This window comes from Amycolatopsis sp. DSM 110486, from assembly GCF_019468465.1.
Taxonomy (GTDB): domain Bacteria; phylum Actinomycetota; class Actinomycetes; order Mycobacteriales; family Pseudonocardiaceae; genus Amycolatopsis.
Window position 1 is genome coordinate 83,513 of record NZ_CP080519.1, and the last position, 21,055, is coordinate 104,567.

The 21,055-nt window shown below is 70.5% G+C and carries 20 protein-coding genes and 1 pseudogene; 15 read left to right on the forward strand and 6 right to left on the reverse strand.

What is annotated here, in order from left to right; translation table 11 throughout:
• The first annotated feature begins 448 nt into the window (after positions 1-448).
• Together K1T34_RS00430 and K1T34_RS00435 are read left to right on the forward strand one after the other, a co-directional pair.
• A complete protein-coding gene (locus K1T34_RS00430; RefSeq protein WP_220242326.1) occupies positions 449-1,135 on the forward strand; it encodes a response regulator transcription factor in 687 nt (228 codons plus the stop codon).
• A complete protein-coding gene (locus tag K1T34_RS00435) occupies positions 1,132-2,514 on the forward strand; it encodes a HAMP domain-containing sensor histidine kinase (RefSeq protein ID WP_220242327.1) in 1,383 nt (460 codons plus the stop codon). The genes K1T34_RS00430 and K1T34_RS00435 overlap by 4 nt, the downstream gene beginning before the upstream one ends.
• On the opposite strand, the gene K1T34_RS00440 is transcribed toward K1T34_RS00435, so the two are convergent.
• Positions 2,468-2,869 carry an ester cyclase gene (locus K1T34_RS00440; protein WP_220242328.1) on the reverse strand — a complete coding sequence of 134 codons (402 nt, stop codon included), beginning with the start codon at positions 2,867-2,869 and terminating at the stop codon, positions 2,468-2,470. The genes K1T34_RS00435 and K1T34_RS00440 overlap by 47 nt on opposite strands.
• Before the next feature lie 56 nt (positions 2,870-2,925).
• Between K1T34_RS00440 and K1T34_RS00445 the strand changes: the two genes are divergently transcribed.
• From K1T34_RS00445 to K1T34_RS00475, 7 genes are all read left to right on the forward strand, one after another.
• Entirely contained in the window at positions 2,926-3,492 is a 567-nt protein-coding gene (locus tag K1T34_RS00445; RefSeq protein ID WP_220242329.1) for a TetR/AcrR family transcriptional regulator, read from the forward strand.
• Positions 3,493-3,501: 9 nt separating this feature from the next.
• The gene (locus tag K1T34_RS00450) at positions 3,502-4,410 is read left to right on the forward strand and encodes a LysR family transcriptional regulator (protein ID WP_220242330.1); all 909 of its coding nucleotides are present in this window, start codon (positions 3,502-3,504) and stop codon (positions 4,408-4,410) included.
• Positions 4,411-4,535: 125 nt separating this feature from the next.
• On the forward strand, positions 4,536-5,696 hold the full coding sequence (locus tag K1T34_RS00455) for a CaiB/BaiF CoA-transferase family protein (RefSeq protein WP_220242331.1): 1,161 nt from the start codon (positions 4,536-4,538) through the stop codon (positions 5,694-5,696).
• 34 nt (positions 5,697-5,730) lie between these two features.
• Positions 5,731-6,495 carry a crotonase/enoyl-CoA hydratase family protein gene (locus tag K1T34_RS00460; RefSeq protein WP_220242332.1) on the forward strand — a complete coding sequence of 255 codons (765 nt, stop codon included), beginning with the start codon at positions 5,731-5,733 and terminating at the stop codon, positions 6,493-6,495.
• Positions 6,496-6,500: 5 nt separating this feature from the next.
• On the forward strand, positions 6,501-7,241 hold the full coding sequence (locus K1T34_RS00465; RefSeq protein ID WP_220242333.1) for an acetoacetate decarboxylase: 741 nt from the start codon (positions 6,501-6,503) through the stop codon (positions 7,239-7,241).
• A gap of 2 nt (positions 7,242-7,243) precedes the next feature.
• Positions 7,244-8,212 carry a 3-hydroxyacyl-CoA dehydrogenase NAD-binding domain-containing protein gene (locus K1T34_RS00470; RefSeq protein WP_220242334.1) on the forward strand — a complete coding sequence of 323 codons (969 nt, stop codon included), beginning with the start codon at positions 7,244-7,246 and terminating at the stop codon, positions 8,210-8,212.
• 1 nt (position 8,213) lies between these two features.
• Positions 8,214-9,419 (forward strand): acyl-CoA dehydrogenase family protein, encoded by a 1,206-nt coding sequence (locus K1T34_RS00475; RefSeq protein ID WP_220242335.1) that lies wholly within the window; start codon positions 8,214-8,216, stop codon positions 9,417-9,419.
• Positions 9,420-9,439: 20 nt separating this feature from the next.
• Here the strand turns inward: K1T34_RS00475 and K1T34_RS00480 are convergent, their stop codons facing one another.
• A complete protein-coding gene (locus tag K1T34_RS00480; RefSeq protein ID WP_220242336.1) occupies positions 9,440-10,678 on the reverse strand; it encodes an LCP family protein in 1,239 nt (412 codons plus the stop codon).
• Positions 10,679-10,873: 195 nt separating this feature from the next.
• The gene (locus tag K1T34_RS00485; RefSeq protein ID WP_220242337.1) at positions 10,874-11,617 is read right to left on the reverse strand and encodes an SDR family NAD(P)-dependent oxidoreductase; all 744 of its coding nucleotides are present in this window, start codon (positions 11,615-11,617) and stop codon (positions 10,874-10,876) included.
• Between the two features lie 101 nt (positions 11,618-11,718).
• Here K1T34_RS00485 and K1T34_RS00490 point away from each other — a divergent pair, with 101 nt between their 5' ends.
• The 3 genes from K1T34_RS00490 to K1T34_RS00500 all read left to right on the forward strand — a co-directional run bounded on the left by K1T34_RS00490 (position 11,719) and on the right by K1T34_RS00500 (position 15,272).
• Positions 11,719-12,327, forward strand: coding sequence for a TetR/AcrR family transcriptional regulator (locus K1T34_RS00490; RefSeq protein WP_220242338.1), 609 nt, complete (start codon positions 11,719-11,721; stop codon positions 12,325-12,327).
• A 377-nt stretch (positions 12,328-12,704) separates the two neighbouring features.
• Positions 12,705-14,261 (forward strand): MDR family MFS transporter, encoded by a 1,557-nt coding sequence (locus tag K1T34_RS00495; RefSeq protein WP_255638204.1) that lies wholly within the window; start codon positions 12,705-12,707, stop codon positions 14,259-14,261.
• Between the two features lie 15 nt (positions 14,262-14,276).
• A complete protein-coding gene (locus tag K1T34_RS00500; RefSeq protein ID WP_220242339.1) occupies positions 14,277-15,272 on the forward strand; it encodes an RNA polymerase subunit sigma-70 in 996 nt (331 codons plus the stop codon).
• Between the two features lie 130 nt (positions 15,273-15,402).
• On the opposite strand, the gene K1T34_RS00505 is transcribed toward K1T34_RS00500, so the two are convergent.
• Positions 15,403-15,672 carry a WhiB family transcriptional regulator gene (locus K1T34_RS00505; protein ID WP_220242340.1) on the reverse strand — a complete coding sequence of 90 codons (270 nt, stop codon included), beginning with the start codon at positions 15,670-15,672 and terminating at the stop codon, positions 15,403-15,405.
• Between the two features lie 613 nt (positions 15,673-16,285).
• Here K1T34_RS00505 and K1T34_RS52975 point away from each other — a divergent pair.
• Positions 16,286-16,420 (forward strand): annotated as a pseudogene (locus K1T34_RS52975) (sigma factor-like helix-turn-helix DNA-binding protein); the annotation flags it as partial.
• Positions 16,421-16,582: 162 nt separating this feature from the next.
• On the forward strand, positions 16,583-17,176 hold the full coding sequence (gene shbA / locus K1T34_RS52980; RefSeq protein ID WP_255638870.1) for an RNA polymerase sigma factor ShbA: 594 nt from the start codon (positions 16,583-16,585) through the stop codon (positions 17,174-17,176).
• Positions 17,177-17,197: 21 nt separating this feature from the next.
• Here the strand turns inward: shbA and K1T34_RS00515 are convergent, their stop codons facing one another.
• Together K1T34_RS00515 and K1T34_RS00520 are read right to left on the reverse strand one after the other, a co-directional pair.
• Positions 17,198-18,568 (reverse strand): carboxypeptidase-like regulatory domain-containing protein, encoded by a 1,371-nt coding sequence (locus K1T34_RS00515; protein WP_220242342.1) that lies wholly within the window; start codon positions 18,566-18,568, stop codon positions 17,198-17,200.
• Between the two features lie 180 nt (positions 18,569-18,748).
• Positions 18,749-19,597: a LysR substrate-binding domain-containing protein gene (locus tag K1T34_RS00520; protein ID WP_220242343.1), complete on the reverse strand. Its 849-nt coding sequence runs from the start codon at positions 19,595-19,597 to the stop codon at positions 18,749-18,751.
• 98 nt (positions 19,598-19,695) lie between these two features.
• On the opposite strand from K1T34_RS00520, the gene K1T34_RS00525 reads away from it, so the two are divergent.
• Positions 19,696-20,730, forward strand: coding sequence for a bile acid:sodium symporter family protein (locus tag K1T34_RS00525; RefSeq protein WP_220242344.1), 1,035 nt, complete (start codon positions 19,696-19,698; stop codon positions 20,728-20,730).
• Positions 20,731-21,055: the final 325 nt, after the last annotated feature.

A 21,055-nucleotide genomic window follows, 5' to 3' on the forward strand; every position in this document is an offset into this window, starting at 1 on the left:
TGGCGCGGACATCGTCAGCGACGGCGCGCCCCGGCTGACATCGAGGGCGCGAGTCAACCACCTCGGGCACCAGCCCACCGCAAGTCCGAAGTGGCGGACGACGGCTCGCCCTACGCCGCCCGTGGCAGGCAACAGCCCGCCACGGCGCGGACATCGTCAGCGCCGGCTCGCCCCCGTCTGACACCCCGGGCGGAAATGAGCCACGGAGGGCACCAGCCCACCGCAAGTCCGAAGTGGCGGGCGAGGGCTCGCCCTGAGACGGCCACGGCGGCCGACTGCTCATCACAAGCCGGTCGTCGCGGGCACCGCCCGCCGACCCAGGCCACGCGGGCGGCGGCTCACGGCAAGTCGCACAGCCCGCGATGTCCCCCACATCGCGAGCGACGGCTCGCACTGAGCCGCGTAGCCTCTCGGTCGACGTTGGCGGAGAGGGAGAACGGGAGCCCGCATGGGGTCAGCCGGGCGCGGCCTCGTCCTCGTCGTCGAGGACGAGGCCGCGATCGCCGAACTCGCCGCGATGTACCTGCGGCGCGACGGGTTCGGGGTGCACGTGGAGTCCGACGGCGCGGCCGCGCTGGGGGCCGTCCGCCGGCTCAAGCCGGTGGCCGTGGTGCTCGACATCGGACTGTCCGGAATGGACGGGATCGAAATCTGCAAGGCGTTGCGCGCGGCCGGCGACTGGACGCCGGTCCTGTTCGTCACCGCGCGAGACGACGAGCTCGACCGCCTGCTCGGCCTCGAGATCGGCGCCGACGACTACCTCACCAAACCCTTCAGCCCGCGCGAGCTGGCGGCCCGCGTGCGCACGGTGCTGCGCCGTGCGTCCGGGGGCACGCCGGCCGCGGAGACCTTCGAATGCGGTGGCGCGCGCGTCGACGTGACGAGCCGCCGCGCGTGGGCGGGCGGGCAGGAGATCACGCTGACGTCCACGGAGTTCGACCTGCTCACCCACCTCGTCCGCCACCCCGGCCACGTGCTCTCGCGCGACCAGCTGCTGTCCGCCGTGTGGGGCTACTCCGCCGCGGCGGGCACCCGCACGGTCGACGTGCACGTGGCTCAGCTGCGCGCGAAGCTCGGCGAGCACAGTCCGATCAGGACGGTGCGCGGCATCGGCTACGCGGCGGACGCCGGATGAGGGGCACGCTCGCGCTGCGCATCACGGTCGTGTGCCTGGCGGTGGCGGGGATCGCCGTGATCGTCTCGGGCCTGGTGGCGACGCGGCTCGTGCGCACGACCGCCGACACCGTGCTGCAGCAGTCGTTGAAAGCCCAGGCCGACGTGGTCGCCACGCAGCTCGACGACACCGGCATCGGCAACCGCCTCGGCGTCGGCAAGGTCGCCGACGTGGTGCGCGGCCAGGGCATCGCCGTGGTCGTGCGGCGCCCGGGCGGCCAGGACGTGGGCGACGCGACGTCGACCCGAGTGGCCGAACGGGCCGGGCTCGCGTCAGGCGCGAACCAGTCGGACCGCGTGACGGTGGACGGGCAGCAATACCTCGTGGAGGTCCGTGCCGTCGGCCCGCGCGCGGCGGCGTTCGCGCTGGTCCAGCCCGCGCGCAGCGGTGAGGCGACGCAGCGCGCGCTGGTGCGCAACATCGCGCTGGCACTGGGCATCGGGCTGCTCGTCGCGGCCGTCGCCGGGTACGCGTCCGGACGGCTGCTCGGCCGGCCCCTGCGGAAGGCGGCGGCCGCGGCGGTCAGCCTGCGCACCGGCCGGCGTGACGTGCGCGTGCCCGTGGAAGGACCCGTCGAGGTCGCCGAGGTCGCCGGCTCGCTCAACGAATTGGCCGACGCCCTGGCCCACAGCGAGGCGCGCCAGCGGGAGTTCCTGCTGTCGGTGTCCCACGAGCTGCGCACCCCGCTCACCGCGGTGACCGGCTTCGCCGAGGCCATCGCCGACGGCGTCGCCGAGGGTCCCGACGCGCGCCGCGCGGGCGAGACCATCCACCGCGAGGCGCAGCGGCTCGAACGGCTGGTGAGCGACCTGCTCGAACTCGCCCGCCTCGGCGCCGACGAGTTCCGCCTCGACCTCGCGACGCTCGACCTGGCCGCGCTCGTCACCGACCGCGCGCAGGTCTGGCAGCTGCGCTGCGAACGCGAAAACGTGCCTCTCTACGTCGATTCCCCCGCCGCACCGGTGCTCGTCACCGCCGACGTGCGCCGGCTGCAGCAGGTGGTCGACGGCCTCGCGGAGAACGCCCTGCGCGTGACCCCGGCCGGCGCCCCGATGGTGTTCTCCCTGGTCGTGGACCAGGGCCACGCGCACCTTGCCGTGCGCGACGGCGGGCCCGGCCTCGCGCCGGAGGACTACGCCGTGGCCTTCGAGCGCGGCGTGCTCAACAGGCGCTACCGCGACCGCCGCCCCGTCGGCTCCGGCATCGGCCTGGCCCTGGTCCACGGCCTGGTCGAGCGCATGGGCGGGGCGCTCCGGGCCGGGCCGGCTCCTGAGGGCGGCGCCGCGTTCACGATCACGCTCCCGCTCGCAGCTGCGCCGCCCGGTCCATCACGTCCATGAGCGCCCAGTGCTCGACGATCCGCCCGTCGCGCACCCGGACCATGTCCATGCTGGTCACGGCGTACGAACGACCGGTGGAGGCCTGCGTGCCGGTGCTCGTGTAGCGGTTCACGGAGAACTCGCCGTCGCTCACGTTCTGCTCGACGCGCACCGCCAGGTCGCGGAAGTCCGCGAGGAACTCGCCGCGGCTGATCGCAGCCCACTTCTCCCGCCACGCGGCGATGCCGACGTGATCTCCCCCGGCGCCGCCGCGGTGATCGATGACGTCCGGGTCCACGTACTTGAGGCCCTCTTCGGTGAACGCCGTCTCGACGATCCGGCGGTGCACCTCGGCCGGGGTGAGTTCGCTGGTCATGGCCGCGTACTCTAAGTGGGGAACTCCCCACTTAGCAACCCCCGAGGAGGCCGGCCGTGACACCACGGGCCGACGCACGCGACAACCGGGCGCAGCTCGTGCGCGCCGCCCGCGAGGTGTTCGCCGCCGAGGGCAGCGACGCGCCACTGGACCGCGTGGCCAAGCACGCCGGCATCGGCAACGCCACGCTGTACCGCCACTTCCCCCGGCGCCGCGACCTGCTCGCGGCGGTCTACGCCGAAGAGGTCGAGACACTCCGAGCCGAGGGCGAGGCCCTGCTGGCGCACGAGGACCCCGAAGCCGCGCTGTTCGCGTGGCTCGGACTCTTCGTCGACCACGTCCGGGACAAACGCGACCTCGCACTGTCCATAACGGACGATCCCGGCAGCGACCGCGAGGTACTTTTTGCCCACTGGCACGGGGTGATGACCGACACAGCCACCGCCCTGGCCACCCGCGCCGGCCTCACCGACGAAGTCGAACCCCTCGACCTGCTGGTGCTCGCGACGGGAATCGCCTTGTCCGGCGCGGAAAAACCCCGCACCGAACGGCTGCTGCGCGTCATCCGCCGGGGCAGCACCGGCGCCGGTCAAGCAGACGCCGGTCAAGCTCGCACGGGTTAAGCTCACGTCGTGGAAATGCTGCACCTGCGCTACTTCGTGGCCGTCGCCGAAGAGTTGAACTTCTCGGCGGCCGCGCGGCGGCTCCACATGGCCGCGTCGCCGTTGAGCCAGCGGATCAAGGACCTCGAGCACGAGCTCGGGCAGAAGCTGTTCGACCGCAGCACGCACCACGTCACCCTCACCGTCGCTGGCACCGCACTGCTGCCGATCGCGCGCGAGGTGCTGGAGCAGGTGAACTCCATCCCGTGGCGGCTGCGCGAGGCGGCGAAACCCCAGCGCAGCACGGTGTTCCTCGGCATGCCCGCGGGTGTGCACCCGGACCTGCGCGACCGCGTCACGGCGCTGGCCGAGCGGGTGCGCGAGCGGTTCGAGCTCAAGCGCTGGCCCGGCCCCAGCCCCGACCTCGTCGACGCCGTGCTCGACGGGCGGCTCGCGTTGACGCTGGCGCGCATGCCCGTGACCGACCCGGCGCTCGAAGCAGTGCCGGCGATGTCCGAGCGGCTCGGCGCCGTGGTGCCGGCCGACCAGTTCACCGGCCGGGACTCGGTGAGCCTGGCCGAGCTGTCCGGGTTCGCCTACATCGCCTCACCCGAGGATTCGACACCGGCCTATTTCGAGCAGCTCGACCGGCAATTGATGTCCTTGGGCATCAAGAAGCGGCTCAAACTGGCGAAAACCGGATATTCGGGCGTCTCGGAAATCATTTCCTCCGGGCTGGCGTTTTCCATTTCCATGCTCGACGAGGCCAGCCCCATGCACCTCTACCGCCTCGAGAACGTCGCCGTGCTGCCGTTCACCGATTTCCGTCCTGAGCTGGAGACAAACCTGCTCTGGCGACGTGACCGGGGCGACAGCGGCGACCTGGCCGAGCTCGTCGCCGCCGCGCGCGAGATCTTCGCCGAACCCCTGACCAACTGAAACAGCACAAGAATGGTGTGATCACTGCGGTCATACCATTTTTCGCGACATGATCATTCCCTTTCTTCACCTGCGCTACTAACTTCGGTGGCAGAGCAAGAACAGCAGGTGCGAAAGGATCGAAGATGGACGAGCAGAACACCGCCACCGGGCCGCTGGACGGGGTGCGCGTGATCGACCTCTCGACCGTGGTGATGGGTCCGTACGCGGCACAGATCCTCGGTGACCTGGGCGCCGACGTGATCAAGATCGAGTCCCCAGCCGACACCGTCCGGGTGGGCCAGTACCGCACCACGCCGGGGATGACCCCGCTCAACCTCAACGTGAACCGCAACAAGCGCAGCGTCGCCCTGAACCTCAAGGACGCCGGCGAGCGCGAGCAGGCGCTGGCGCTGATCGACACCGCCGACGTGCTGATCACGAACATGCGCCCCGGCGCCCTGGCGCGGCTCGGAATGGACTACGCCGAGGTCGCGAAGCGCAACCCGGGCCTGATCTACGCCCACGCGCAGGGCTTCCGCAGCGACTCCGACCGCGCGGGCAACGCCGCGTACGACGAGACCGTGCAGGCCGCCTCGGGCCTGGTCGACATCGCGAACCGCGCGATCGGCAAGCCGGTGTACCTCCCGACCATCCTCGGCGACAAGGTTTCGTCTCTGACGATCGTCTACACGGTGCTCGCCGCGCTGCACCACCGCGACCGCACCGGCGAGGGCCAGCAGATCGAGATCCCGATGACCGACACGCTCATCGCGTTCAACCTGGTCGAGCACCTCGCCGGACACGTGTTCGAGCCGGCGCAGGGCCCGACGGGCTTCCCGCTGTCGATGTCGCAGGGCCACCGCGCGGCGCCGACGAAGGACGGCCTCGCCTGCGTGATCCCCTACAACCCGCAGAACTTCCGCGACTTCTTCGCCGCCGCCGGGCGCGCCGACCTGGTCGAGGACCCGCGCGTGAACGGCGAGGCGATCGACAACGCCGACGTCGACGCCCTCGCGGAGCTCATCGACGAGTGCGCGCCCGCGCTCACCACCGCCGAGTGGGCCGAGGTCTGCGCCAAGCACAGCATCCCGTTCGCGCCGGTCCTCGAACTGGACCGCGCCCACGAAGACTCCTACGTGCGTGAGGGTCACCTGCTCGACACCGTCGAGCACCCGACCGAGGGCACCATCCGCACGGTCGGCATCCCGGTGCGCTTCTCCGCCACTCCCGGCTCGATCCGTCGCCCGGCGCCGGTCGCCGGCCAGGACACCGCCGCCGTGCTGGCCGAGCTCGCCGCCCGCTGAACACCCCCGGTCACACAAGAAAAGAAGTGACGTCATGAGCACCGAAGTGCGCACCGAACGGATCGGCACCACGCTGCTGATCACGATCGACCGCCCACAGGCACGCAACGCCGTGAACGCGGCCGTCGCGGCCGGGCTGGCGGAAGCGCTGGACACCCTGGAGAGCGACCCGACGCTGCGGGCGGGCGTCCTCACCGGCGCCGAAGGCACCTTCAGCGCCGGAATGGACATCAAGGCCGCGCTGGCCGGTGAGAGCCCGGAGATCCCGGGCCGCGGGTTCGGCGGACTGACCGAGGCCGAGCTGACCAAACCGCTGATCGCCGCGGTCGAGGGCTGGGCCATGGGCGGCGGGTTCGAGCTCGTGCTGAGCTGCGACCTGGTCGTCGCCGGCGAAGACGCGAAGTTCGGGCTGCCCGAAGTGAAGCGCGGCCTGATCGCCGGGGGCGGCGGCGTGATCCGCCTGCCGAAGCGTCTCCCGCACCACCTCGCGATGGAGCTGCTGCTGACCGGCGAACCGATCACCGGCACGAAAGCCGGCGAGCTCGGCCTGGCCAACCGCGTGGTCGCCCCGGGTGAAGCCACCGCCGTCGCGCTGCAACTGGCCGAGCTGGTCGCGCGGAACGCGCCGCTCGCACTGGCCGCGGTGAAGAAGACCGTGCGCGCCGCCGACGGGATCTCCGAGCCCGAGGCGTTCGCCGCGCAGCGTGAAGAGCTCAAGACCCTGATGACCTCCGCCGACGTCCGCGAGGGCATGACCGCCTTCGCCGAGCGCCGCGCGCCCCAGTGGACCGGACGGTGACGACCATGAAGCAAGAAGACGTCCTGCGGCACGTGACCACGCCACTCGTGAACCCCGCGTTCGCGCCGATGGTGCCGCGGTTCACCAACCGCGAGTACCTCAACATCGTCTACCGCACCGACCCCGAGGCCCTGCGCGCCGTCGTTCCGGAGCCGCTGCAGATCGAAGAGCCGCTGGTGCGCTTCGAGGTCATGAAGATGGGCGACGTGAGCGGCTACGGCCCCTACACCGAGTCGGGCCAGGCCATCCCGGTCACCTTCGACGGTGAGCGCGGCGAGTACCTGCACGCGATGTACCTCGACAACTTCCCGGCCACCGCGTCGGGCCGCGAGGTCAGCGCCTACCCCAAAACCATCGGGGCGCCGAACCTCTATGTCGACAACGGCGCGCTCGTCGGCACGCTGGACTACGGCACGCTTCGCGTGGCCACCGCGACCATGGGCTACAAGCACTTCGCGCTGGACATCGAGGCCGCCGAAGCGCAGATCACCGTGCCGACGTTCATGCTGAAGATCATCCCCGGCTACGACGGCGCGCCCCGCGTGATGGAGCTCGTGCGGACCGAGATCACCGACGTGGTCGTGAAGGAGGCCTGGACCGGACCCGCACGGCTGCAGCTGTTCGAGCACGTGCTGGCGCCGCTGGCCGACCTGCCGGTGCGCGAGATCGTCTCCGCGAGCCACATTCTCACCGACCTGACCCTCGCCCCCGTCACGCCGGTCCACGACTACCTTAAGGGAGCTTGACCATGAGCACCACCGAGTTCCACAGCGCCACCGAGTTCAACAGGGCAGCCGTCATCGGGGCCGGCACCATCGGCCTGTCCTGGACCGCCTTGTTCGCCGGCCACGGCCTCACCGTCAAGGTCACCGACCCGCGCCCCGACCTGGCCGAAGCCGTCGCCGCGGCGCTGGCCGAGTTCACCCCGCACCTGGCCGCACAGGGCCTCGACGTCACCGGGCTGGCCGACCGCGTGCAGATCGCCGGCAGTGTCGAAGAAGCCGTGCGCGACGCCGACGTGGTGCAGGAGAACGGCCCGGAGAGCGTCGAGTTCAAAAAGGACCTTTTCACCACGCTCGTGGAAGCCGCGCCGAAACACGCGCTGCTGCTGAGCTCGTCGTCGGCGATCCCGTCGACCGCCTTCACCGGCGAGCTGGCCGACGCGAGCCGGGTCCTCATCGGACACCCGTTCAACCCGCCGCACCTCATCCCGCTCGTCGAGGTCGTGCCCGGCGAGCGCACCGGCGAGGACGCGACCCAGGCGGCCGTCGACTTCTACACGTTCCTCGGCCGCGTACCGGTGGTGGAGCGCAAGGAAATCCCCGGTTTCGTCGGCAACCGCCTGCAGAACGCGCTGAGCCGCGAGGCGATCTACCTCGTCGAGCAGGGTGTGGTCACGCCCGAGGACCTCGACAAGGTGATGACCAACTCGCTCGGCATCCGCTGGGCCACGGTCGGGCCGTTCCTCGGCTCGCACCTGGGCGGCGGCCCCGGCGGTTACCGGCACATGGCCGAGCACATCGGCCCGTCGATGAAGAAGATGTGGGCCGGCCTCGGGCAGCCCTCGCAGACCCCGGAAGAAACCGAACGGCTCGTCGAAGCCGTCGAAAAGGCTTACGGCTCCTCCACGTACTCGGAACTCGCCGAGGCGCGCGACCGCAAGCAACTCGCCGTTCTGTCCGCATTGGACAGCGCGGACAGCAAGGAGGAGAACTGACATGGCCACTCTTGAAGACCAGCTCGTCGCCGACTTCTACGACTACGAAGCCCTGCTGAGCGACGAAGAGCGCAAGCTGCTCGTCAAGGCCCGCAGTTTCATGCGCGACGAGGTCAAGCCGCTGGTGAACGAGAACTGGGCCGCCGGTACCTTCCCGAAGGAGCTGATCGCGAAGTTCCGCGAGAGCGGCCTCGCGGGTCTGCCGTACGAGGGCTACGGCGAGCACCGCGCCGCCACCAGCCACCTGCTCACCGGCATGATGGCCATGGAGATGAGCCGCACCGACGCCTCGGTCGCCACGTTCTTCGGTGTCCACAACGGACTCGCGATGTACTCGATCTACTCCGGCGGCAGCCAGGAACAGCGCGACCGCTGGCTCCCCGAAATGGCCGCGATGGACAAGATCGGCGCGTTCGCCATGACCGAACCGCTCGGCGGGTCCGATGTGGCCGGTGGTATGCGCACCACGGCGCAGCGTGTATCTACTGAGGGAGAGGGGAACACCTGGATCCTCAACGGCGCCAAGCGCTGGATCGGCAACGCGACCTTCGCCGACTACGTGGTGGTCTGGGCGCGCGACGTCGACGACAACAACGTGAAGGGCTTCGTCGTCGAGAAGGGCACGCCGGGCTTCTCGCCGGTCAAGATCGAGAACAAGATCGCGTTCCGCATCGTCGAGAACGCCGAGATCACCCTCACCGACGTGCGCGTGCCGGAGGCGAACCGCCTGCAGGGCATCGACTCCTTCCGCGACGTCGCCGAGATCCTGCGCGCCACCCGCGGCGGCGTCGCGTGGCAGGCGCTGGGCGTGATGATCGGCGCCTACGAGCTCGCTCTGGACTACGCGAAGGAGCGCAAGCAGTTCGGCCGTCCGATCGCGCGGTTCCAGCTGGTGCAGGACCTGCTGGTGAAGAGCCTCGGCAACATCACCGCGTCGTGGGGCATGCTCGTGCAGCTGGCCCGCCTGCAGGACGCCGGGATCTTCAAGGACGAGCACTCCTCTCTCGCCAAGGCGTTCGTCACCTCGCGGATGCGCGAGGTCGTGGCCTGGGGCCGGGAGATCTTCGGCGGCAACGGCATCGTGCTCGACCACGACATCGCGCGGTTCTTCGCCGACGCGGAAGCCATCTACTCCTTCGAGGGCACCCGCGAGATGAACACGCTCATCGTGGGCAAGGCGATCACGGGGCAGAGCGCCTTTGTCTGATGGCGCAGGGTGATCTGCGGTCAGTTCACGCAGCCGGTGGCGTTCGTCGCCACCGGCTGTTGTGGCGTTCCGCCGGCAGGCGTGTCCGAAGGCGGGTTCACGGACTTCGTGACGGCGATCGGCTTCACCCCGCCGCCGTGCGTGCCAGGCGGTGAGCTGGTCTCGCCGGATCCGCCGGAGGCCGACACCGACGACGAGCTCAGCTGGTTCTGCACGAACGTCTTGACCTGCTGCGGGCTGACCTTCACCGCGTCACCGTCGGCCGGCGTGGCCAGCGACAGGCTCTGCACCGGGATCGTGACGAACGCGATGGCGCCGGAGCTGATGCCGTGCAGCTGCTGCGCGAAGCTCAGCACGTCCCAGCCCTTGTCGAGCACGACCGAACCCTGCAACGCGTCGACGAGGGCCGACAGCTTGTCCGGGCTGGTCAGCGTGCCCCCGCCGAGCACGTTCTTCGCCATGCCGGCCAGGAACGCCTGCTGGCGAGCGATGCGGTCGAGGTCACCGTTGGGCAGGCCGTGGCGCTGCCGCACGAACGCGAGCGCCTGAGCACCGGACAGCGTCTGCGGGCCGGCCGGGAAGTTCGCGCCGGAATAGGAGTCGTGCACCGGGTTGTTCAGGCACACCTGCACGCCGCCGACGGCCTGGCTCAGCGCCGCGAACCCGGCGAGGTTCACCGCCGCATAGTGGTTGATCGTGAGCCCGGTGAGCTCTTCGACGGTGGCGATCGCGGACTTCGCGCCCTCGGCGTCGGCGGCCACCTCGAGCTGCGGACCGCTGAGGCCCTGGCCCGACAGGTGCGAACGCGCGGACGCCCGCGCCCGGCTGTAGGCCGAGTTGATCTTGTGTTTGCCGTATCCCGGGACGTCCACATAGGAGTCACGCGGGATGGAGATCGCCGTGGCGGCCGCGCCGCCCGCCGGCACGTGGACCACGATCATCGTGTCGGTGGTGCTGCCGCCGTCGTCGCCGCTGCCGGCGTGCAACGAGTCGAGCACGTTCTGTGGCAACGGGTTCCCGTTGGCATCGGTGCGCGAGTCGAGTCCGACAAGGAGGATGTTCTGCGCCACCTGCAGCGGTTGTCCGGTCGGTGTTTCGGGAACCTGCGCGGCGGGCGGGATGACGTCGGCCGTGACGATCCCGGTGTCGAGCCGGTGCAGCTGCGACCACGCGTACCCGGTGGCACCCAGCACCAGCGTCGACACCACCCCCAGCACGAAACGGCCGCCGATCCGGCGGCCCCGGGACGTGAGCAGCACGACAGAATCCCCTTGCTTCCCCGAAAGAGCCCGAGCGGGCCTTCTTCGAGGATCACCGCGTTAGCTGGGAATAGCCTGAGAATCCTGTCGCAAAGATGTGATGATGCCCGTTCGGCCGACCTGCGCTGGGCCGAAAGTGAGCCACGCCACGGGGTTCCGCGACACCGCGTGGCGCGACGGATACGAGGAGTCCGCTCAGCGCGGCATGCGCCGCCACACCGCACGCGGCAACAGGCGCATCACCGCGAAGACCGGACGGAGCACTCCCGGCACCCAGACGACCGCGCGCCGGCGCCGCAGCGCCGCGACGGTCGCGTCGGCCACCTGGTCGGGCGTGCTGGAGAACGGCGCCGGCGACATGCCCTCGGTCATCCGGCCGATCACGAAGCCGGGCCGCACGAGAAGCAGGTGCACGCCGGTGCCGTACAGCGCGTCGGCCAGCCCGCAGGCGAAGCCGTCGAGCCCGGCCTTGGCCGAGCCGTAGACGTAGTTGGCGCGCCGCACGCGGACGCCCGCGACGGAGGAGAACACCACGAGGCTGCCCGAGCCTTGCGCGCGCAGCAGTTCGGCCGTGTGGGTGAGGACGGCCACCTGGGCGACGTAGTCTGTGTGCACGATCGCCGTGGCGTGCTCGGCGTCGGCCTCCGCGCGGGCCTGGTCGCCGAGGATGCCGAAGGCGAGCACGACGACGTCCAGCGGACCGTGCTCGGCGACGACGCGGTCGAGGAACGGGCGGTGCCCGGCCAGGTCGTCGGCGTCGAACCCCGCGGTCTCGACCACCTCGGCGCCGGCCGCTCGCAGCGTCGTGACCTGCTCCGTCAGGTCGGCGCGCGGTCGCGCGGCCAGCACGAACCGCTTCGCCCCGCCCGCGGCCAGCCGCTGCGCGACCGCCGTCCCGATCTCGCTGCGTCCGCCCAGCACCAGCACCGTTCCGCTCACGCGCGGCAGTCTGCCAGCCCCGCTCAGGGCCTGCTCGAGGTGGCCTGTTTCACAAACTGCAACTTTGCAGATTGTGAAAGTTTCGCGCTACGCTCGTCGGCGTGTCCTCCCCCGGCCTGCGCGAGCGCAAGAAGCTCGAAACCCACCGCACGCTCTCGACCGTCGCCGTGCGGCTCGTCGGCGAACGCGGTCTGGACCATGTGACGGTGGAGGACATCGCGGCGGAGGCGGGGGTTTCCGCGCGTACCTTCTTCAACTACTTCGCGTCCAAAGAGGACGCCGTGGTGATCGCGCACGCCGACCGGGCCGAGCGCAGCCGGCGCCTCATCGACCGGCTCGCCGAGCTGCCGCCGGAGCTGAGCACGCTCGAGGCAGTGGTCGCCGCCGCGCGCGAAGACCTCGCGGAGATCGACGAGAACCGCGACGAGTGGCTCACGCGGATCCGGATCATCAAGGAGAACCCGGGCCTGACGCTGCGGGCCCTGTCCCTGAGCACCGACGTCGTCGAGCCTGCGATCGCCGCAGTCGCCCGGCGCAGCGGCACGGACCCGGCGAAGGACCTCTTCCCGTCGCTGCTGTTCTCCGCCGTCGGCGCCGCGATCAACGCCTCGCTCATGCTCTGGCGCGACCTCGGGGGTTCGCGCCCGCTGCTCGACCTCGTCGACGAGGCGGTGGCCGCGCTGGCCGCCGGGCTCGCCGATCCGCGCTGAACCGCCACGACCGCGACCGGAAGCGCCCGCCACACCACTTGCTCTCCGCTCCCGCTGCACCGCACCGCACCGCACCGCACCGCACCGCACCGCACCGCATGCCACCACACGCCCGCACCACCACTTCGCACGCCACACCCGACACCGCGCACCGCGCCTCACGACCCCGCTACACCGCACGCCCAACCGCGCCACACCCGACACCGCCGCCCGCGCTTCACCACCCGCGCGCCCAGCGACCCAGCCGGCCTGAACCCCGACCGACCCGACCCGCGCTGAACCGCACTCCGCCGTTTCCACCGAACCCGCGCTCGGACCGAACCGGGCCGAGCCGAAGTCCCACCCCACCCACCCGAGCACTATCCGAGGGGATCTCCATGACCGTGTCCGAAACCGAGGCGCCCGCCGCCTCGGGCGCGATGAGCCGGCAGCAGGTGCTGCAGGCGATGTCGGGGCTGATGATGGGCATCTTCGTCGCCATCCTCGCCTCCACCGTGGTGGCCAACGCGCTGCCGCGGATCGTGTCCGAGCTGGGCGGCTCGCAGTCTTCCTACACCTGGGTGGTGACCACCGAGCTGCTCGCGATGACGGCGACGGTTCCGCTGTGGGGCAAGCTTTCCGACCTCTACAACAAGAAGCTGCTGATCCAGCTGTCGCTCGGGCTGTTCGTGGTGGGCTCGCTGGTGGCCGGCTTCGCGCCGAACATCGAGCTGCTCATCGTGAGCCGCATCGCGCAGGGCATCGGCGGTGGTGGCCTCACGGCGCTGGCGCAGGTGATCATGGCGGCGATCGTGTCTCCGCGTGAGCTCGGCAAGTTCTCCGGCATCTTCGGCGCCGTCTTCGCCGTGGGCACCGTGGCCGGGCCGCTGATCGGCGGCGTGCTCGTGGACACCTCGTGGCTCGGCTGGCGCTGGTGCTTCTTCCTCGGCGTGCCGTTCGCGCTCGCCGCGATCCTGCTGCTGCAGCGCACCCTCAAGCTGCCGACGATCCGGCGCGAGGCGCACGTGGACTGGCTCGGGGCGTTCCTGATCATGCTCGGGGTGTCCACTTTGCTCGTGTGGTCGTCGCTTGCCGGCTCGTCGTTCGCGTGGGGCTCCTGGCAGACGGGCGTGCTCGTGCCGGTCGGCGTCGTGGTGCTGGCGGTCGCGGTGTTCGTGGAGACGAAGGTGCGCGAGCCGATCATCCCGCTGCGCCTGTTCCGCAACCGCACGGTTTCGCTGACCACGATCGCGAGCTTCTTCGTGGGTGTCGCGATGTTCGGCGGCACGGTGTTCCTGTCGCAGTACTTCCAGCTCTCGCTCGGCAAGTCGCCGACGGTCGCCGGCCTGATGAGCCTGCCGATGATCTTCGGGCTGCTGGTGTCCTCGACCGTGTCGGGCCAGCTGATCAGCCGCACCGGGCGGTGGAAGGGCCACCTGGTCCTGGGTGCCGTGCTGCTGACCGCCGGCCTCGGGCTGCTCGGGCTCGTCGACGCCCACACCAGCGTGCTGGAACTGAGCCTGTTCATGCTCGTGCTGGGCGTCGGGGTCGGCATGCTCATGCAGAACCTGGTGCTGGTGACGCAGAACGACGTGCCCGCCCACGACCTCGGCGCGGCGACCTCCACGCTGTCGTTCTTCCGCAGCCTCGGCGGCTCGATCGGGGTGAGCGCGCTGGGTGCGGTGCTGGCCAGCCGGGTCACGACGCTGATCACCGAGGTCCTCGGCCCGATGCCGGGGATGAGCAGCGGCAGCAGCGAGAAGGTGCCGAACCTGGCCGACCTGCCCGCGCCGATCGCGAACGTGATCCGCGAGGCCTACGGCACCGCGACGAGCGACCTGTTCCTCATCGCCGCGCCGATCGCGCTGCTCGTGGTGGTGGCGGTGGCGTTCCTCAAGCACCTGCCGCTGAAGACCCAGAGCGGTCTCGAGCGGCTCGCGGAGGAAGCCGCCTGAGCTACGGTTCTCCGCGTGGACGACGACTTCGGCACGCTCCTCGAACGGCACCGCCGGGAGATCCGGGTGCACTGCTACCGGATGAGCGGTTCGTTCGAGGAAGCCGAGGACCTCACGCAGGAGGCGTACCTGCGGGCGTGGAAGGGCCGGGGCGGGTTCGAGGGCCGGGCGAGCGTGCGGACGTGGCTGTACCGCATCGCCACCAACGTGTGCCTCGACGCCCTGGCCCGCCGGCCCCGCCGCGTCCTGCCGGACGAGCTGGGCGCGGCCGCCGACCCGGCCGGCACGCCTGCCGCGCTCGACGTGCCGTGGCTCGGCCCGATCCCCGACGCACTGCTCGACGCCGCCTTGATCGACACCGCGGCCCCGGACGACACCGGCGCCGCGGTGGTCGAGCGCGAGACGATCGAGCTCGCGTTCCTCGCCGCCATCCAGCACCTGCCGCCCCGGCAACGCGCGGCGCTGGTCCTGCGCGACGTCCTGGACTGGTCCGCGAAGGACACGGCGGCGGTGCTGGAGACGTCGGTGGCGTCGGCCAACAGCGCGTTGCAGCGCGCTCGCGAAACCCTGCGTACGCACTTGCCCGCGCGGCGTGCCGACTGGGCTTCCGCCGGCGCGACCACGGCGGAGGAAGCCGAGTTGCTGCGCCGGTTCATCGCCGCGTACGAAGCGGGCGATCCGAACGCGGTCGCGGAATTGCTGCGCGAGGACGCGCGGGCCGTGATGCCGCCGTACTCGCTCTGGTTCGACAGCCGCGAGCGGATCATCGCCGCCCTGCGCACGAGCATGGACGCGGAGTCACCGTATTTCACGGGCTGGTTCCGGATGGTCGCGGTGCGTGCGAATCGGCAGCCCGCCGTGGCCACCTGGGTACGACGGCCCGGGGAGAGTGGGTTCCGCCGGTTCGGCATCAGCGTGCTCACGGTGGAGCACGGATTGGTCACGGCGGTGGCGGCGTTCGAAACGGCGTCGTTTGCGCCGTACGGATTACCGGAGACGCTCTCGGAATGAGCCGCGCCGGGCAAAAAAGAGCCCGGGTGGGTGACCTCGATCAGGTCACCCACCCGGGCACAAGCCGGTCCCCGTGGGGATTTCCGGGAAAGTCTCGCCTTCGCCTCCGGGAATGGTCACCGGCACGCGGTCAGGCGGCTTGATGCCGTTCGGCGGCGGAGCGGGTGCGAACCAGCTTGCGGCGCTCCAGCTCGGTGGTTCCCCCGAAGATGCCGTTGTCCAGCCCGTTGTCCAGGGCGTAGGAAAGGCACGCTTCGCGAACCGGGCAGCGCGCGCAGACCGCCTTGGCCTCGTCGACCTGACGGGCTCCGGGGCCGACGTCCGAAATCGGGAAGAACAGTTCCGGATCCTCGTCCTGGCAGGCTGCGCGGGACAGCCAGCCGGTGCTCGTGAGTTCCATTGTTGCGTTTCACCTCCTGTCGAACATTGTCTTTTCTCGGTCAACCGACTTCTCCGGGCGCACGGCGCAGCACAACTCCAGGGAGCTGTACAGCTCGGGTGACGCTCGGTGGGCTTTCGGTCGACCCCGCAAGACCACTGTGCCCCAGGTAAGGACAGCGGCCCGCGGACGACCGAAGTTTCAACTTACCACCGATGGCGGTTGTTCCTAAGAGTTACGGGCCCAGCTCACACTGATCTTCTGTTGTGCCAGGAGAGGTACCCGCGCGAACGCGTCGTCACACGTGGTGCCGACATCGAATCGTTACACCTGGCGCCGCCCTCACCGCACCTGTTCCTACAGCAGAGCGGACAGGGCGGGGGTGGGCGTGGACGAATTCGACGGGTTCTTCCGCGCCGAGTTCCCGCCTCTGGTGGCCTTCGGCTGCAAGCTGGGCCTGGACCCGGCGGCGGCGCGCGAGGCCGCCGCCGACGCGCTGCTGCAGGAGGCGCAGGTGTGGCCGCCGCCGGACGATCCGCGCGCGCGGGTGCGCCTGGGCGTGCGGGTGTTCGCCGGGGAGCAGGTCCCGGCGGACGACGGTCTGACCGCGCTCGTCGAGCGGAACGCCCTGGGGGTGGAGCTGCTCGCGACGCTGCCGGACACGCAGCGCACCGTGCTGGCGTGGTCGCTCGACGGCTTCGCCCCGGCCGCCATCGGGACCGCCCTCGGGATGCCGGCCAGCACGGTGCGCTCGAACCTGCGCCACGCACGGGAACGACTCAACCGCCGGGTGTCGCCCTTGCCTGGCGTGCCGGATTTGTCTGTCTTGCCGGATGGGGAGGACGCCCTCGTGACCCTGCTACTGGAAGCCGACGCGACGCTGACCGGAGCCCTTCGCCGGGGCCTCGATGTGGAAGCGACGCTCCGGCACGTGAAATCCCGCACCGCGGCGCGCTTCCCCGACCACTGGCACCACCTCGACGGCCCCGTCGCCGCCGCCACGGCCGGCGACCGCCTCGCGGCCGCTCGGCTGTTGGAGGCCGTCCGCCCCCTGGTCGTCCGCTACTGCCGCGGCCGTCTCGGCGGATCCGACCGCGCCTACGCCTCCGCCGACGACGTGGCCCAGGAGGTGTGCGTCGCGCTGCTCGCCGCCCTGCCGACGTACCGCGACCAGGGCCGCCCATTCCTGGCCTTCGTGTACGGCATCGCGCAACACAAGGTCGCCGACGCCCACCGCGCGGTCGCCCGCAACCGCACCGACCCGGTCGCCGACCTCCCCGACCGCACCGACACCGCGGACGGCCCCGAGCAACTCGCCCTGCGCACCGAGCTCACCACCCGCCTGGCGCGCCTGCTGGACGTCCTGCCGGACCGCCAGCGGGAGATCGTCCTGCTGCGCGTGGTGGTCGGCCTCACGGCGGAGGAGACGGCGGAAGCAGTGGGCGCTTCGCCGGGCGCGGTGCGGGTGTCGCAGCACCGCGCGTTGCTGCGGCTGCGGAACCTGCTGAACGGCGGGCAGGGGTGACCTGCCCGCCCCAGCGGTGAACTACTTGGGGACGACCTGGAACTCCCACGTGCCGAGCCCGTACGGCGGCACGACCACCCAGGTCTCGCCGAAGTCGGGCGCGATCTTCCAGGCCCCGAGCGCCGAGACCCGGTACTTCCCGGCCGGCAGCGCCGCGAACGTGACCCCGCCGGAAGCGTCGGTCGACGCGAGTCGCAGCTGGGTGGTTCCCGGACGGGTCAGAGCGATCTGGACGTGCCCGACCTCCTCACCGGTGTCGCGATAACCGTTGTGGTTGCGGTCGAAGTACGCGATCCCCGGCCAGTCGGTGCTGCGGGCGGGCACCGAGCTCTCGGCCCCGACAGTCGGCGTTTGCCCGCCGGCGAGTGTGTAGAGGTAGCAGGACAGGCTGGTGAGCCCGTAGTACGAGGCTTCCTCCGGCACCGTTCCGCTGACCGCGATCGTCTTGGTCTCACCGGGTGCGACGCTCGCCCCCGGGCTCCCGAAGGAGAAATCACCCCACTCGGAGTCCGGGATCGGCACGTCGTTGGAGCCCCCGAACGGGTCGCAGTCGATCAGGAGACCGGCGGCCGCGTACTGCCCGCCGTTGTGCACGGTCACGGTCGCCTTCGCCTGGTCGCCGATGTGGTAGCTCGGCTTGTCGAAGGCGATCCGCAGGTCCAGCGATTCGGCGAGCGGCCGGGCACCGGCGAGCATCAGTGCGGAACTCGACCCGCTGCCGTCAACTCGCACGTCGTGCGCCGGGAGCACCCATCCGCCCGGCACGCCCGCGAAATCCAGCCGGTACACGTGAGCCGGCACGGCGGGTATCCGGAACGTGCCGTCGGGACCGGTGGTGGCGCTGAAGACCAAGTCGAAGCGATCGGTGTCACGCAGCGACACCTTCACTCCGGCCAGGGCGTCGCCGGCGCCCGGATGCCCGTCGCCGTCGGCGTCGGCGAACACCTGGCCGCCGACGTCCTCCTTGACGTCCGGGGAGATCACGTCCACCGCGGTCGTCACGGAGTTGTCGTCCTGGTTCGCGTCGGCGTCGTTGCGCACGCCGATCCGGTAGACCGGAGGACCGTTCCAGTCGAAGAACATCGCGTCGAACGTGAGGTGCCGGCTGTCCCCGGGCGCGATCGTGGCGCCCTCGGGCAGCGTCGGGTCGAGGTCGCCCCACTGCGACAAGGTGAGGCCGACGTCCGTTCCGCTGACACCACCCATGTCGCCGCGGGCCCCGACGGCGGGTGCGTCACCCACATTGGTGACCTCGACAGTGACCTTGAACCGGTCCCCCAGCACGAGCGGTCCCGCCGGGAACTCGACGCTCACGCGCAAGTCCGAGCCGGTGGCGGCAGAGGCGGGGGTGGTGGCCGCCAGGCCGAGGAAAGCGAGCAGTGCGGTCAGCACGCAGGCAGCGCGAGCCCACCGGGCTCTGGAGCCCGTTGACATGGAAGTTCTCCCCTTGATCCGGTGCCCCGACGTGTGGTCGGCCCCCGACACCGCTCATCCGCCCGGCGAGCGTGAAAGACAGCTTCCGAAATCTAGAACGCGGCGGGATCGATCATCAGGCCCGTTCGGCCGAATCGATCACTCCTGTCCGAGCTTCGCCACCACGAAATCCGCCAGTGCCGCCGCCGGGCCTTCGGTCGCGTCGCGCAGCAGGAGCATGAACTCCACGTCGCCCGGGTCGGGCAGGCCGAGGTGGGCCGGGAGCTCGAGGAGGCCGTCCGGGACGAGGCTGCGGGCGTGGACCGTGATGCCGAGCCCGGCGGCCGCCGCGGCGCGCAGGCCGGTGAGGCTGGAGGTGAGGCACGCGGCGCGCCATTCGAGGCCCGCGCGTTCGAGCGCCTCGACGGCGAGCTGACGCGTGACCGACGGCATGGGGTACTGCACGAGCGGCACGGGCTGACCGGCCTCCAGCACGGTGGCCGTCGAGCCGATCCACACCAGGGGTTCGCGCCGCAGGACGCGGGCGGGGCCGGGGGCGCCGGGGCGGCGTTTTCCGAGCACCAGGTCGAGGCGGCCCTCGGCGAGGCGGCGGGCGAGCACATCAGACAGTTCGACGTGGAGCTCCACGTCGACGAGCGGGTGGCTGCGCCGCAGCCGGCGCAGGATCTCGGGCACCTCTTCGAGCACGAAGTCCTCGGACACTCCGAAGCGGACGCGCCCCCGCACCTGGGTCCCGCGGAAGTGACGCGCGGCACGTTCTTCCGTGTCCACAATGGTCTGGGCGAAGCCCAGCATCGCCTGCCCGCGCGCGGTGAGGTCGACCGCGTGGGTGTCGCGTTGGAACAGCAGCCCGCCGGCTTCCCTTTCGAGGCGCCGGATGTGCTGGCTGACTGTGGGCTGGCCCACACCCAGCCGCCGGGCCGCGGCGGTAAAGCTGCGGGTTTCGGCCACCGCGAGGAAGGAGCGGCACAGGCGGGAATCCAGCATGCGTCACATCTTATCGGCGCCCACAATGACAGTGAGTACGGTGATCGGGGTTCCGAATGACCGTGCCGCACCGGAGAATCGGGTGGGAAAGGAGTTCCATGACGACCGTGTTCGCCCCGTTGACCCGCCCCGTTTCCGCGCTGCTGGCCAAGCTGCGGATCGACCCGTTCATCGCCGCCATCCTGCTGACGGTGGGCGTCGCGTCGCTCCTGCCTGCCTCCGGCGGCACCGCCACCGGCTTCGGGATCGCGGCGAACATCGCGGTGGGACTGCTGTTCTTCCTCTACGGCGCAAGGCTTTCGAGCAAGGAAGCCATCGACGGCCTGAAGCACTGGCGCCTGCACGTCACTGTGCTGTCCGCCACATTCGTGCTGTTCCCCTTGCTGGGCCTCGCCGCGTCGTTCCTCTCCCCCGGGCTGCTCACGTCGCCGCTCTACACCGGCGTGCTGTTCCTGTGCCTGCTGCCGTCCACGGTGCAGTCGTCGATCGCGTTCACGTCGATCGCCAAGGGCAACGTCGCGGCCGCCATCTGCAGCGCGTCGGTGTCGAACCTGCTCGGCATCGTGCTGACGCCGCTGCTCGTCGCGCTGCTGCTCGCGACCGACGGCCCGGGCGTGAGCGGTCAGGCGATCCTGGACATCGTGCTGCAGCTGCTCGTGCCGTTCGTCGCCGGCCAGCTCGCACGCCGCTGGATCGGCGGCTGGGTCAGCCGCCACTCGGCGCCACTGAAGCTCGTGGACCGCGGCTCGATCCTGCTCGTCGTCTACACCGCCTTCAGCGAGGGCATGACCGAAGGCATCTGGCACAAGCTCGACATCGGCCCGCTGTTCGTGCTGCTGGGCGTGTGCGTGGTGCTGCTCGCCGCCGTGCTCACCACTACGAGCGTCGGCGCGCGGCTGCTCGGCTTCGACCGCGCCGACCGCATCACGATCGTGTTCTGCGGCTCCAAGAAGAGCTTGGCCAGCGGCCTGCCGATGGCCACCGTGCTCTTCGGCCACGGACAGGTGGGCCTGATCGTGCTGCCGCTGATGCTGTTCCACCAGATCCAGCTGATCGTGTGCGCCGCGATGGCCCGCCGCTACGCCCGCGAGGCCGCGGCCGACGAGCAGGGTGAGCTGGTCCCCGCGAGCTGACCTTTCAGCCCGGAACGGTTCACCCGGCAGGGTCTTTTCCGGACGATGTGCACGCTTGGTCCGGCCACACGGGACTATCAGGCAACGCCGCAGCTCGGGAGCAAGAGGACGGCAAGACTCGACTAAGGCGTATTCGGGTATTTCGCTGCTGGAATCCGCGAATGACTTGTCGACGGCCATCGAGTCGGGTGACTGGGCGTCGATCACCCGAAGAAGGCGCAAACCCAGAATGCGGTCAACGACATCGAGAACGTCCTGAAAACCGACCGGCGCTACGAGGGACTCTCCGACGAGATCAAGAAGAACCTGGCCAACGAGTACTTCT

Coding starts and splice junctions, on each gene's coding strand:
- K1T34_RS00430 (WP_220242326.1), top strand. CDS start 449: ATGGGGTCAGCCGGGCGCGGCCTCGTCCTCGTCGTCGAGGACGAGGCC.
- K1T34_RS00435 (WP_220242327.1), top strand. CDS start 1,132: ATGAGGGGCACGCTCGCGCTGCGCATCACGGTCGTGTGCCTGGCGGTG.
- K1T34_RS00440 (WP_220242328.1), bottom strand. CDS start 2,869: ATGACCAGCGAACTCACCCCGGCCGAGGTGCACCGCCGGATCGTCGAG.
- K1T34_RS00455 (WP_220242331.1), top strand. CDS start 4,536: ATGGACGAGCAGAACACCGCCACCGGGCCGCTGGACGGGGTGCGCGTG.
- K1T34_RS00460 (WP_220242332.1), top strand. CDS start 5,731: ATGAGCACCGAAGTGCGCACCGAACGGATCGGCACCACGCTGCTGATC.
- K1T34_RS00465 (WP_220242333.1), top strand. CDS start 6,501: ATGAAGCAAGAAGACGTCCTGCGGCACGTGACCACGCCACTCGTGAAC.
- K1T34_RS00470 (WP_220242334.1), top strand. CDS start 7,244: ATGAGCACCACCGAGTTCCACAGCGCCACCGAGTTCAACAGGGCAGCC.
- K1T34_RS00475 (WP_220242335.1), top strand. CDS start 8,214: ATGGCCACTCTTGAAGACCAGCTCGTCGCCGACTTCTACGACTACGAA.
- K1T34_RS00495 (WP_255638204.1), top strand. CDS start 12,705: ATGACCGTGTCCGAAACCGAGGCGCCCGCCGCCTCGGGCGCGATGAGC.
- K1T34_RS00505 (WP_220242340.1), bottom strand. CDS start 15,672: ATGGAACTCACGAGCACCGGCTGGCTGTCCCGCGCAGCCTGCCAGGAC.
- K1T34_RS00520 (WP_220242343.1), bottom strand. CDS start 19,597: ATGCTGGATTCCCGCCTGTGCCGCTCCTTCCTCGCGGTGGCCGAAACC.
- K1T34_RS00525 (WP_220242344.1), top strand. CDS start 19,696: ATGACGACCGTGTTCGCCCCGTTGACCCGCCCCGTTTCCGCGCTGCTG.